Origin of the sequence: Paenibacillus humicola (assembly GCF_028826105.1) — a bacterium.
GTDB classification, from domain to species: domain Bacteria; phylum Bacillota; class Bacilli; order Paenibacillales; family Paenibacillaceae; genus Paenibacillus_Z; species Paenibacillus_Z humicola.
Genome location: NZ_JAQGPL010000001.1, coordinates 2109071 through 2122482, shown reverse-complemented (window position 1 = coordinate 2122482; position 13412 = coordinate 2109071). Strand labels below are relative to the sequence as shown.

At 61.3% G+C, this 13412-nt stretch carries 9 protein-coding genes; 1 reads left to right on the top strand and 8 read right to left on the bottom strand.

Translation table 11 applies throughout. The features are described 5' to 3' along the window. Positions 1-17: 17 nt before the first annotated feature. From priA to PD282_RS09800, 8 genes are all read right to left on the bottom strand, one after another. Positions 18-2777, bottom strand: coding sequence for a replication restart helicase PriA (gene priA / locus PD282_RS09835; RefSeq protein WP_274650506.1), 2760 nt, complete (start codon positions 2775-2777; stop codon positions 18-20). Further along, a complete protein-coding gene (coaBC, locus tag PD282_RS09830) occupies positions 2774-3985 on the bottom strand; it encodes a bifunctional phosphopantothenoylcysteine decarboxylase/phosphopantothenate--cysteine ligase CoaBC (protein WP_274650505.1) in 1212 nt (403 codons plus the stop codon). The genes priA and coaBC overlap by 4 nt, the downstream gene beginning before the upstream one ends. Positions 3986-4073: 88 nt before the next feature. Next, complete coding sequence (gene rpoZ / locus PD282_RS09825) at positions 4074-4289, bottom strand: DNA-directed RNA polymerase subunit omega (RefSeq protein WP_274655139.1); 216 nt, start codon at positions 4287-4289, stop codon at positions 4074-4076. A 16-nt stretch (positions 4290-4305) separates the two neighbouring features. Then, positions 4306-4923, bottom strand: a complete 618-nt coding sequence (gmk, locus tag PD282_RS09820) for a guanylate kinase (protein WP_274650504.1) — start codon at positions 4921-4923, stop codon at positions 4306-4308. A gap of 14 nt (positions 4924-4937) precedes the next feature. After that, positions 4938-5198 (bottom strand): extracellular matrix/biofilm regulator RemA, encoded by a 261-nt coding sequence (remA, locus tag PD282_RS09815; RefSeq protein ID WP_020615370.1) that lies wholly within the window; start codon positions 5196-5198, stop codon positions 4938-4940. A 316-nt stretch (positions 5199-5514) separates the two neighbouring features. Further along, a complete protein-coding gene (locus PD282_RS09810; protein WP_274650503.1) occupies positions 5515-7401 on the bottom strand; it encodes a bifunctional homocysteine S-methyltransferase/methylenetetrahydrofolate reductase in 1887 nt (628 codons plus the stop codon). Positions 7402-7426: 25 nt separating this feature from the next. Beyond that, entirely contained in the window at positions 7427-8257 is an 831-nt protein-coding gene (gene dapF / locus PD282_RS09805; RefSeq protein WP_274650502.1) for a diaminopimelate epimerase, read from the bottom strand. Between the two features lie 218 nt (positions 8258-8475). Next, the gene (locus PD282_RS09800; RefSeq protein WP_274650501.1) at positions 8476-11244 is read right to left on the bottom strand and encodes a calcium-translocating P-type ATPase, SERCA-type; all 2769 of its coding nucleotides are present in this window, start codon (positions 11242-11244) and stop codon (positions 8476-8478) included. Positions 11245-11557: 313 nt separating this feature from the next. Between PD282_RS09800 and PD282_RS09795 the strand changes: the two genes are divergently transcribed. Further along, positions 11558-13360, top strand: a complete 1803-nt coding sequence (locus tag PD282_RS09795) for an Rqc2 family fibronectin-binding protein (protein WP_274650500.1) — start codon at positions 11558-11560, stop codon at positions 13358-13360. Positions 13361-13412: the final 52 nt, after the last annotated feature.

The following is a 13412-nucleotide window of genomic DNA, read 5'->3' as shown; positions in this document are numbered from 1 at the left end:
TTCCCTCCACATGCCGGCTATAAAATCATCTGCGGGTCCACGTCCACGCTCAGCTGCACGGGAGGCTGACCCTGCGGGCCGGCAAGCGCGGAAATCGCCCGTTTTACCATGCCGACGGCGTCGACATGTCCACGATATTTTACCATACATTGAAAACGATAGCGATCTTTCATCCTCGGAATCGGCGAAGCAACCGGGCCGAGAATATCGACGAAGCGCGCTCCTCCCCCTTCCGAGGACGGAACGCCTTCCTCATAAGCGGCCTCGCCCAGCAGCTTGGCGAATTTCTCGCCCGTCGCTATCAAAAGCGGCAGCTGCTCGTGCGACAGCGTAATCAGAATGAGCCGGCAAAAGGGCGGGTACGTCATGAACCGCCGGTGATTCAGCTCCTCCTGCACGAAAGCTTCGTAATCGTGCCGCTGCGCGGCCGTCACCGCATAATGTTCGGGGTTGTATGTCTGCACGACGACCTCGCCGGGCAGCTCGTGACGTCCCGCCCGTCCCGCCACCTGCGTAAGCAGCTGGAACGTTTTCTCCGCGGCGCGAAAATCGGGCAGATGCAGCGACGTGTCCGCCGCGATGACGCCCACTAACGTAACATATGGGAAATCGAGCCCCTTCGCCACCATTTGCGTGCCGAGCAGGACGTCGGCCTTGCGGTTCCCGAACAAGGTCAGCCATTTTTCGTGCGAGCCTTTCTCGGTCGTCGTGTCGACGTCCATCCGAATGACGCGGATGCCGGGAAACAGCTTCGACAGCTCCTCCTCGACGCGCTGCGTTCCCGTGCCGAAAAAGCGGATATGCTCGCTGTCGCACGAAGGGCACTTGGCCGGCGCCTGTTCGGCGTGTCCGCAATAGTGGCAGCGAAGCGCGCGCGTTTTCTGGTGATAGGTGAGCGAAATGTCGCAGTGTGGGCACAGGGCGGTAAAACCGCACGAGCGGCACATAACAAACGTCGAATAGCCCCGGCGGTTCAGCAGCAGCACCGCCTGCTCGCCGCGTTCGAGCCGCGCCTGCAGCGCGTCGTGCAGCCGGCGGCTGAACATCGAGCGGTTGCCGTCCTTCAGCTCGGCGCGCATATCGACGAGATGAACGGGCGGCATCGGCCTGCCTCCCACGCGCTCGGGCAGCGGCAGCAGCGCGGGGAACCGGTCCGCTGACGCGGCAGCCGGCTGCGCGGCCGCATCGCCTGCGCCGATCCCGATTCGCGCCGAGGGGGCTGCCCCAGCCCCAGCCCCGGCACTTCCCGCCATCCTTACGGATGCGGCCGGTTCCGAGCCGGACGCCGGGCCCGAAGAGGCAGGCGCGCCCGGCTTCCCGCCGGCCAATCGCGCCGCTTCCGCAGCGGCGCCCATCCCGCCGGGCTTGCCCGTCTCGGCGTCCGTTCCGCGAACCGCCGCCGCCGCTGCCCGTTCCCGCTCCAGCGCGGTCCCCCTTGAAGCCGCCGAGTAGCTTTCCAGCGACGGGGTCGCCGAGCCAAGCACGACGGCCGCGCCGTGCTGGCGCGCCCGGCGCACGGCGACGTCGCGGGCATGATATTTCGGGCTCTCCTCCTGCTTATAGGACGATTCGTGCTCCTCGTCGATAATGATGAGGCCGAGCCGCTCGAACGGAGCGAAAATCGCCGAGCGGGCGCCGACGGCGACCTGCGCGCGCCGTTCCCGGATTTTGCGCCATTCGTCGTAGCGCTCGCCGCTCGAAAGCCGGCTGTGAAGTACGGCGACGGCCTCTCCGAAGCGGCCCTTGAACCGCTCGACCATTTGCGGCGTCAGCGAAATTTCCGGCACGAGCACGATGGCCTGCCGGCCGGTTTGCAGGCAGCAGTCGATCGCCTGCAAATAGACCTCGGTCTTGCCGCTGCCGGTCACGCCGTGCAGCAGAAAAATTTTCGCCGCGCGCTCCTTTACCGCCTCGGCGATCGGTTCGTACACCGCCTGCTGGCTCGCCGTCAGCGCAAGCGGCGCGGTTCTCGCAACCGTCCGGCCGGCAAACGGATCGCGATCCTGCTCGACCTCGCCGATCGTCACCCAGCCTTTCCCGGCGAGCGCCTTCACGACGGAAGCCGACGTCCCGACCTCCCGCAGCACCGTTTGCAGCGCAGCCGGCTCGCCGCGTTCCAGCATAAAACGCAGCACATCGCGCTGCTTCGCCGCCCGCGGCGGAAACGACGCCAACGCCTCCGCAGCGGCGGCCCGGTCGGCCGGCGGAAAAACGGTCGCCACCTTGCGGACGGCCAGCCGGTCGCGAATCGAGACGCGTTCCAGCAGAAAGCCGCTGCGAATCGCCTCTTTCACTTCGCCGGCCGCATCCGGAAATCGCTCCTGCAGCAGGGAGAGCCGGACCGTTTCGCCGGCGCGCCGCACATATTCGAGCCAGTCCCCGCCAAACGGCAGAAGGCCGCCGGGAGACGGAGCGTCCTCCTCCGCAATCGATACGTACGTCTCCGCCTTGCCTTTCAGCGCCGCCGGAATCATCGCCTGCAGCGCCGTCGTCATCGCGCAGCAGTATTTGTCGCTGACCCACCGCGCAAGCTCGATCAAATCGGCCGAAAGCGGCGGCATCGGATCGAGCAGCTCCGCAATCGCCTTCAGCTTCGAACGGTCCACCTCGGCCGTTTCCGTAAGCCCGACCACAAAGCCCTGCAGCACGCGTCCGCCGAACGGCACGCCGACGCGGCTTCCCGACTCTACCCAGCCTTTCATCGCCTCCGGCACCATGTAATCGAACGGCCGGTCCGTTTGACGGCTCGGCACGTCGACGATGACCTTGGCGATCATTCGCCGCGCTCCTTCTCCGCCAGCTTAGCGGCAACGAGCGTCAGCAGCCGGTCCGCCGCTTCCCGCTTGCGCATGAGCGGCAGCGTTTCGATCAGCCCCTGCGGCCCGTATATGTTCACGATATTGGTGTCGACGTTGAAGCCTGCGCCTTCCCGGGATACGTCGTTCGCGACGAGAAAATCGCAGTTTTTGCGCTGCAGCTTGTCCATCGCGTAATGCTCCAGCCGCTCCGTTTCGGCTGCAAAGCCGACCAGCACCTGATGCGTTTTGCGCTCGCCCAGCGTCTGCAAAATGTCGGCCGTCCGTTCCAGCTCAAGCACAAGCCGTTCGCCGCTTTTTTTGATTTTATTCACCGACCGGGCGACGGGGCGGTAATCGGCGACCGCGGCCGCCTTGACGACGACGTCGGCGTCTTCGTATTCCGCGAGCACCGCCTGCAGCATCTGCTCCGCCGATTCGACGCGGACCAGCCGGACGCCTTCAGGCGGAGCATCGCTTGTGCGGGCCGCGATCAGCGTCACGTCCGCCCCGCGCAGCGCCGCGGCTTCGGCAACGGCAAAGCCCATTTTGCCCGAGGAATCGTTGGTCAGGTAGCGGACCGGGTCCAGCCGTTCCACCGTCCCGCCCGCAGTGACGACGATTTTGCGGCCCGCAAGCTCGGCGCTTTGCGTGAACCAGCTCCGAACGGCAAGCACGATTTCCTCCGGCTCGGCCAGCCGCCCTTTGCCGACGTAACCGCAGGCGAGCTGCCCGGTGCCCGGCTCGATGAACCGCACGCCGCGTTCAGCCAGCAGCGCCATGTTGCGCTCCACCGCCGGATGCGCATACATATGCACGTTCATCGCCGGCGCCACGAGCACCGGCGCGGTCGTCGCCAGCAGCGTCGTGCTGAGCATGTCGTCCGCGAGTCCGCCCGCCATCTTGGCGATGATATTCGCGGTTGCAGGAGCGACGACGACCAGATCGGCACTGTCGGCCAGGTCGATATGCGAAACGACGCCGGGGTCGCGTTCGTCGAACGTATCGAGATAGACCTGGTGGCGCGACAGCGTCTGCAGCGTCAGCGGAGCGATAAATTTCGCTGCGGCTTCGGTCATGATCACCCGGACATCCGCGCCCTCCTGCTTCAATTTGCTGCAGAGCGCCGCAGCCTTATAGGCGGCGATTCCACCGGAAATACCAAGCACGATCGTTTTTCCGCGCAGCATGAACATCCGCTCCTTCTCCTGAAATGAGGTCGTCATGAAGATGAAAAAAATAACAACCCCGAGGGTTGTTATCAGCGGCTCTTCGCCTTTATTCCTTGCTGCCGTTGCCCGGCCCGGTCTCTACCTGGACGACGTCGTGGTAAATTTCCTCCAGCGCGACACCGACATATTTATGAGACTTCGGCGAGCGCAGCTCCGATTTCGTACCGTCCCGCAGCATTCGCGCGCGGCGCGATGCGGCGACCACGAGCGAATATTTACTGTCCACTTTTTTCATCATTTCATCAATGGAAGGATATAACAATTTCACTCACCCCGCTCTAGGCTTTTTTCGACGCTTCCTTCGCTGCCTCCAGCCCGGCCAAAAACCGGTCCTTGCGGCAGTGCTCCGCCGTTATGATGCTTTGTATCCGATGGCAAGCCGCATCAATCTCATCGTTGACGACGGCGTAATCGTAATATTGAATCAGGTTCATTTCTTCCATCGCCACGGACATCCGGTGATCGATGACCTCCGCGGCCTCGGTCCCTCTGCCCGTGATGCGCTGCTTCAGCTCGTCGAGCGACGGCGGCAGCAGGAAAATAAAGACGCCCTCCGGGAACTTCTCCTTCACCTTCAGCGCGCCTTGCACTTCGATTTCAAGAATGATGTCCTTGCCGGCACAAAGGGTCCGTTCCACGAAATCCCTCGGCGTTCCGTAGTAATTGCCGACATATTCGGCATACTCCAGCAGGGCGTCCGTGGCGATCATGTCCTGAAACTGCTCTCTGGTTTTGAAAAAGTAGTTGATGCCATCGATTTCGCCCTGGCGCGGCGCCCTCGTCGTCGCCGAAACGGAATAGACGAGATCGGCTTGTTTGCGCCGCAGCACGGAGCAAACCGTTCCCTTCCCTACGCCCGACGGACCGGATAACACTACAAGCAATCCTTTGTTCATAATACTCCCCGTCATTATTCGTCGTGATCGTCATCCTTGGTCGAAAGCCGATGGGCGACCGTCTCCGGCTGCACCGCCGACAGGATAACATGGTCGCTGTCCGTAATAATGACAGCACGCGTGCGCCGTCCGTAGGTCGCATCGATGAGCATATGGCGGTCGCGCGCTTCCTGAATGATCCGTTTGATCGGAGCGGATTCAGGACTTACGATAGAAATGATGCGATTGGCGGAAACGATGTTCCCGAAGCCGATATTAATGAGTTTGATCGCCATGTCAGGTTCCCCCTCCGGTCTCTCTCGTACTTCTCCTGCAAGATTCATGATCTATCGATGAACGCAAGAATCGTTGATTTCATCCTGCCGGATACTGGAAAAAACGACAGAACCATTGCACTATTCTTGACGAAAAAAGTCCGGAGCATACGTTCGGCATTCCGGCGGCACCCGCTGCACGGGGAAAATCTGAGACGAGCCCGCCCCATACGCGCAACAAACCGGCATGGCAAGTGCATCCATTGCTCTATTCTAATTCATTTTCGATCTGCGAACAAGTGTTATTGCGAAAACAAGAGAAAAACCGAGCTTTGCATCAGCGGCCCGTTTTTCTCCATACGTATTCGGTCAGCTTCACGGTCATATCGAATGCCAGAAACGGCGTAATCAGATAGATACCGTTAAAATGGTCCATCGCCGCGTCGAGAAGCTCCTCCGCAATGCGCACGCCCTCGGCGCGCCCGGCTTCTCCTTCGAGCCCCGCCATCCGGCTGCGTACATCGTCCGACAGCTGGATGCCCGGCACCTCGTTGTGCAGATATTCCGCGTTCCTGCCGTTGGCGAGGGGCATAATACCGACGAAAATCGGCACGGACAGGTGCTTCGTCGCTTTCGCCAGCTTCGCGATCAGCTCGCGGTCATAAACCGGCTGCGTCATGATATAGTCGGCGCCGGATTCGATTTTGCGCTCGAGCCGCGCAATGGCCTTGTCCAAATATTTGACGTTCGGGTTGAACGCCGCCCCGACGATAAATCCGGCCCGCTGCTTCAGCGGCTTTCCCGAAAAGGAGATGCCTTCGTTCAGCTGCTTGATCATCCGGATCATCTCGAACGAGGTCAAATCGTATACCGAGCTCGAGTCCGGCAGATCGCCGAAGCGGGCCGGATCGCCGGTTACGGCAAGCACGTGGTCGATGCCGAGCGCATCGAGCCCCATCATATGCGACTGCGAGCCGATCAGGTTGCGGTCGCGGCAGGCGATATGGACGAGCGGCCGCAGTCCGATGCGCTGCTGGACGAGCGATGCGAGCGCGAGATTGCTCATGCGCGTCACGGCCAGCGAGTTGTCCGCCATCGTCAGCGCATCCGCTCTTGCCGCTTTCAGGGCTGCGGCGCCGCTCATAAACTTGCGGATATCGAGGTCGCGCGGCGGATCAAGCTCGACGATGACGGTGTGACGCCGTTTGACCAGCTCGACGATCGTCGGCTCCTGCGCTTCCGGCGGCTTCGCGCCGTCCGCCTCCGGCTCCCGGTCCGGCCTGCCGGCAATCGTAACGACCGGCCGCGGCGGCGCCGGGGCGACGCCGGCCGCATCCGGCGGAACCGGCCTTGGCTCGTACCCTTCGAGCGCCTTCGCGATCGCCGCAATATGCTCCGGCGTCGTGCCGCAGCAGCCGCCGATGATGCGCGCGCCGCGATCCGCGAATTTCAGCGCGTATTCGGCGAAATATTCCGGCGTGGACGTATACATGTATTTGCCGTCCACATAATCCGGAATGCCGGCGTTCGGAAAAACGGACAGCGGCAGCGGGATGCCGCCTTCGATCGAATCGATCGCCCGCAGGATGCCCATCGGTCCGCTCCGGCAGTTGAAGCCGACGACGTCCGCGCCGTCCTCCTTCAGCCGTTCGAACGCTTCCGCCAGCGGATACCCGTCCTGCGTGCGGGCTTCCCTTTCGATTGCGAACTGGCAAATGACCGGAACGTCCGCCGACATGCGCCGCGCGACCTGCAGCGCAAGCCGCATTTCCTCCAAATCGTAGAACGTTTCCAGCAGGATCCCGTCCGCGCCCTCCGTCAGGAGCGCCTCGATCTGCACGAAAAACGACTGCTCGAGCTGGGTCGGCCGAATATTTTTCCGCTTGCCCGCCCTCATCGAGCCGACAGCTCCGACCACGTAGGCGTCCGGACCGACCGCGCCCCGCGCGACGCGCACTCCCGCCCGGTTGATTGCGGCCACTTCCGATTCCAGGCCGTATTTGGACAAGCTTTCGGCATTCGCGGAAAACGTGTTGGTCTCGATCACCCTGGCTCCCGCTTCGTAGTACCGGCGGTGGACGCCTTCGATAACGTCCGGCCGGATCGTGTTGTATTCCTCGTAGGAGACGCCAATCGGATAACCCATATGGTAGAGATAAGTGCCCATCGCGCCGTCACCGGTCAAGATCCGCGCTTCGAGCGCTTTCCGCAAATCCGGTTTCATTCTCCAAAACTCCTTCTCGTTCGGTTTACAAGGTGCCGCGGTAAACTTCGGCTGCGGGTCCGGTCATGTAAACATGATTGTCCGACTCGTTCCACTCGATCAGCAGGTCGCCGCCTTTCAGCGAGACGGTCGCCTTTCGGTCCGTCTTCCCGTTCAGCACCGAGGCGACAAGCGTCGCGCACGCTCCCGTTCCGCAGGCGAGCGTCGGGCCCGCGCCGCGTTCCCAGACGCGCATGTCCGCGTAATCGCGCGAGCGAACGGTGACGAACTCCACGTTGATTTTGCGCGGGAACAGCGGATGCACTTCCAGCTTCGGTCCCCAGGTATGCAGGTCGAAATTGACGGCATCGTCGACAAAGATGACGCAGTGCGGGTTGCCCATCGAAACGGCGGTGAATAGAAATTCGCGGCCGTCCGCCTCGACCTTGGCGTTGAGCACAGGCTCGGCGTCGATGGTCGTCGGCACCTGCAGCCCGTTCAAAATCGGCTCGCCCATATCGACGCGGACGGTTTTCGTTTTGCCGTCCTCGACCGTCAGCACGACCTTCTGCACGCCGGCGCCAAGCGTTTCGATCGTAAGCTCGGTATTATCGGTCAAGCCGTTGTCATACACATATTTGGCGACGCAGCGAATGGCGTTGCCGCACTGCTCCGCCTCCGACCCGTCGGAATTGATGATCCGCATGCGGAAGTCGGCTTTCTCGGAGGGCAAAATGTATACAAGCCCGTCCGCTCCGATGCCGAAGAAGCGGTTGCACAGGCGCTCCGCCAAGTCCGAGACGCCCTCCGGCAGCGCCTGCTCGCCCGCGACGATAATGAAATCGTTGCCCAGTCCATGCATTTTCGTAAAGTTCATTCGTTTGCACTCCCTTTGCTCGAAACGGTAACCCGTCGAAGGTCTTTAATCCTTTTAGCATACCGCAAAGCGCATGGAATGGCTATTGATAAATTGGTGGATAATTTGTACTTTCAAGCACAAAGGAGCCCCCCACAACCCCCCTGCGGAGACCTCGAGGGCTCCAGACATCCGGAAGCAGTCAAAACCGCCGGATCGGCCGATCCGGCGGCTCGTAGTCAGCGCATTGCAGGCTTGGAGCGGAACGTGCGCTTCTTCTTTTTGTCCGTCGTGCCGAGGACACTGCCGATCCCCATGAAAAATGTCGGGATGCCCGCCGCAACGATGACCAGGCACCATTCGCGGAACCCGAGCGGCACGGTTTTGAAAATTGGCTGAAGGGACGGTATATACAGCACGCCGAGCATGAGCAGCACCGACGACAGCACCGCAAACAGCAAATATTTGTTTTGGAACATGTTCCGGTGGAAGATCGAACGCGAGCTTCGGCAGTCGAAGACATGGATCAGCTGAGCCATGACCAAGGTTGCGAATGCGACCGTCTGCGCCTCGATCAGATTGGATTGGCGGAGCGTAAGCCAAAAAGCCGCCAAAGTGCAGACGCCGATCAGAATGCCGCGGCTGACGATTTTCCAGCCCAGCCTTCGGGCGAATATATTTTCCTTCGCCTGCCGCGGTTTCTGCTGCATCAAATCCTTCTCCGCCTGGTCGACGCCGAGCGCCATCGCCGGCAGGCCGTCCGTCACCAGGTTTACCCACAGGATTTGGATCGGCACGAGCGGAAGCGGTAGCCCCGCCATCATCGCCAGGAACATCGTCAATATTTCGCCGACGTTGGAAGCGAGCAAATAGCGGATGAATTTGCGGATATTTTCATAGATGCCCCGGCCTTCCTCGATCGCCGCCACGATGGTGGCGAAGTTGTCATCGCCGAGCACGAGCGAGGATGCTTCCTTCGAGACGTCCGTACCGGTGATGCCCATCGCGATGCCGATGTCCGCCGCTTTGATCGCCGGCGCGTCGTTCACGCCGTCTCCCGTCATCGCGACGACATGGCCCTTGTTTTGCAGCGCCTTGACGATGCGAAGCTTATGCTCCGGCGATACGCGCGCATAGACGTAAATGTTGTCGATCTGCCGGTCCAGCTGCTCGTCGCTCATCGCCGCCAGCTGCCGTCCGCTGATCGCGAGGCCGCCCCGCGGCATAATGCCGAGCTGGCCGGCGATCGCTTCCGCGGTCAGCTGGTGATCGCCCGTAATCATGACCGTCTTGATGCCGGCGCGGCGGCACGTGGCGATCGCATCCCGCACTTCCCGGCGCGGCGGATCGATCATACCCGCAAGCCCGATGAAGATCAGCTGGCATTCGACGTCGCCCTCCACCTCGGTCGCATCGTACGACTTCAGATCGCGGTACGCGAAGCCGAGCACCCTGAGCGCGGAGCCGGCCATCGCTTCGGCCGCTTTGAGCGCCCGCTGCTTGAGCGTTGTCGTGAACGGTACGACTTTACCGTCCCAAAGCACGTAGGTGCACTGCTCCATCAGCATATCCGGCGCGCCTTTGGTGCAGATCAGCCGTCCCCCTTGATGGGCGACGAGCACCGACATTCGTTTTCGTTCCGAGTCGAACGGATATTCCTTCTCGCGCTTGTATAAGCTTTCCAGCGACTTGGACGAGACGCCCAGCTTGGCCGCCAGCGCGACAAGCGCGCCCTCCGTCGGATCCCCCTTCAAGACCCACTCTTCGTGTACGTCCGGCTCTTTCCCTTTCTTCTTTTTCGGCTCGGCCGCGGTTTCGATTTTTTGAATCGTTGCGTTGTTGCAAAGGGCCGCGACCTGCAGCAGTCTGCGCAGCTGCTGATCGTGCTTGAACTCGACCGGCTCGCCGTTCTTGAAGACGGCGCCCGAAGGCTCGTACCCGTCGCCGGTGACTTCCAGCTCGCTGCCGCCAAGCCACAGGCGCGTCACCGTCATTTTGTTCTGCGTCAGCGTTCCCGTTTTATCCGAACAGATCACCGATGCGCAGCCGAGCGTCTCGACGGACGGCAGCTTCCGCACGATGGCCCGCCGCTTGATCATCCGCTGCACGCCGAGCGCAAGCGCGATCGTCACGATTGCCGGAAGCCCCTCCGGTATCGCGGCGACGGCGAGGCTGACGCCGGCCAAAAACATTTCGTACGCCGGCTGCCCGTGCAGGATGCCGGCCAGCACGACCATGACGGTAAGCCCGAGCGCGACGACGATCAATATTTTTCCAAGCTGCTCCAGCCGGTGCTGTAGCGGCGTTTCCATCGATTCGGTCTGCTGGATGAGATCGGCGATTTTTCCCATCTCTGTGCTCATGCCGGTGCGGATGACGACGCCTTTTGCCGTACCGCGCGTCACCATCGTGCCCATAAAGCCGACGTTTCGCATATCGCCGAGCGAAATGTCCTCTTCCGCGATCGGATCGCAATTCTTCCCGACGGGAACCGATTCGCCGGTTAAGGCCGACTCCTCGACGTAACAGCTGTTTGCTTCGATAAACCGGACGTCCGCCGGAATCCGGTCTCCGCTTTCGAGCAGCACGAGATCGCCCGGAACGAGCTCGCTTGCCGGAAGCGCAACGACTTCGCCGGCGCGCAGCGCTTTGGCCCCCGGCGCGGACAGCGCCTTCAGCGCCCTCAGCGAACGCTCCGCCCGGAATTCCTGAATAAATCCGAGAATGGCGTTCAAAATAATGATCGCGATGATCGTGATGGCATCCAGATATTCGCCAAGGAGTCCGGATATGAGCGTGGCCCCCATCAGCACCAGGACCATGAAATCTTTAAATTGACCGAAAAACAGCGCGAGCGGGGAGATTTTTTTCCCCTCCGACAGTTCGTTGCGGCCGGCCTGCTGCAGCCGCGCGGCCGCTTCGTCCGGCGCCAGGCCCGTTTCGAACGATGCCTGCAGCGTTTGTGCCAGCTCGGCTTTTTCCATTTGATGCCACTTCCGTTGTTCCATGCCCCGTCTCCCTCCCGTTACTTGCCGCCTGACGGACAGCCTTCATGCCTAAACATATTCGGACAAACTGCAAAATATCCCAAGCGGGGCTTAAGTTTTTGTCCCATCTATGGCATGATAGGGAGACGGGCGGGCAGCCGCGCATTTGCGCGTCTACCCAAGCCCATGCTTTCGAAGCGAGTTTTTTGCTCGCGCGGAAGCTTATTCGGAGAAGTATCGCAAAAAACGTAGTCTATGCTTCCGAAGCGAGTTTTTTGCTCGCGCAGAAGCTTATTCGAAGAAGTATCGCAAAAAACTTTGAGGAGCTCTAATTATGTCACTCGACGGTATCGTTACCCGCGCTGTCGTGCGCGAGCTTGAAGCTTGCGCCGGCGCGCGCATTCATAAAATTCATCAGCCGACCGGTCACGATCTCGTGCTGCAAATCCGCGGCGGCTCCGTTTCCGGCAGGCTGCTGCTGTCCGCCAATCCGACTTATCCCCGCGTTCACTGGACGGAACAAACCTTCGTCAATCCGCTCGAAGCGCCGATGTTCTGCATGCTGATGCGCAAGTACTGCGAAGGCGGCGTCATTGAAGCCGTGCGGCAGGTCGGCAATGAGCGCATCCTCCGCATCGATGTCCGGCAGCGCGACGAGCTGGGCGACATTTCGCTGAAAACGGTCGTCGTCGAGCTGATGGGACGGCACAGCAACATCATTTTGCTCGACCCACGAACGAATCTCATCCACGACGGCATCCACCACGTCACCCCGGCGATCAGCAGCTACCGGGTCGTTATGCCGGGCACGGCCTATACCGCGCCGCCCGAGCAGGGGAAAACCGACCCGTTTGAGGCGCTGGACGAAGCGGCCTTCACCGCCGCGCTCCGTCGTACGGCGGAAGCGCAGCATGCAGCCGAAGAAGCTTCTGCCGCTTCTTCCGATGCCGCTCCCGCACCGGACAAGCTGCTCGTCGCCGCGTTCAGCGGCCTCAGCCCGCTGCTGGCGAAGGAGATCGTCTTCCGCGCAATGCGCTTGCGGGCCGAAGCCGAAGCGCCGGAATCAGCGTCTGCGATGTGGGATGCGTTTCGCGGGATGATGGAGCCGCTTGCGGCGCACCGGTACGAGCCGCAAATCGTAACATCCGAACCGTCAGGCAAATCCTTCTTTTCGGTCACCGGCCTGAGCCACCTGTCCGGCACCGCGGAAACGTTCGCTTCGGTCAGCGTCTGCCTGGAAGCTTTTTACGGCGACAAAGCCGAGCGGGATACGGTAAAGCAGCGGGTATCCGACCTGATTCGCTTCCTCCAGAACGAGCGGCAGAAGAACGAGAAAAAACTGGCCAAGCTGCAGGAAACGATCGAGGAAGCACGGGGAGCCGATCAATACCGCGTGCTCGGCGAGCTGCTGACGACATGCATGCACACGGTCGAGCGGGGCGACGAATTTGTCGAGACGGTCAATTATTACGATGAGGATCAGCCGGTTATCCGGATTGCGCTCGACCCGCAGCTTACGCCATCGGAAAATGCGCAGCGCTACTTCAAAAAATATATGAAGCAGCGAAACAGCCTGACCGTCGTGGCCGAACAGATGGATGAAACGCGCAAGGAGCAGCTTTATTTGGAAGGGCTGCTGCAGCAGCTGGACAGCGCTTCGCTGGCGGACATCGACGAGATCCGCGAGGAGCTCGTGGAGCAGGGCTATTTGCGGGACCGCGCCAAACGCGGTGCCAAGCGGCGCAAGCCGGCCCGCCCGTCGCTGCTCTGCTACACATCCTCCGAAGGAGTGCCGATCTACGTCGGGAAAAACAATACGCAGAACGATTTTCTGACGAACAAGGTGGCTGCGCCCGGCGATACATGGCTGCATACGAAGGACATCCCCGGTTCCCACGTCGTCATTCGCGCAGCGGAATTCGGCGATGCGACGCTCGAGGAAGCGGCGATGCTGGCCGCGCATTTCAGCCAGGCGAAATCGTCCAGCCTCGTGCCCGTCGACTACACGCTCGTCCGCTATGTCAAGAAACCGAGCGGCGCCAAGCCGGGGTTCGTCATTTACGACCATCAAAAAACGCTGTTCATCACACCGGATGAACAGCGTATGAAAGAGCTGCCTTCGCAAATCAAGACCTGACGCTGTCGGCCTCCCGGCAAACGGCCATCTCTGCAGGATGGCAACGGGGCTG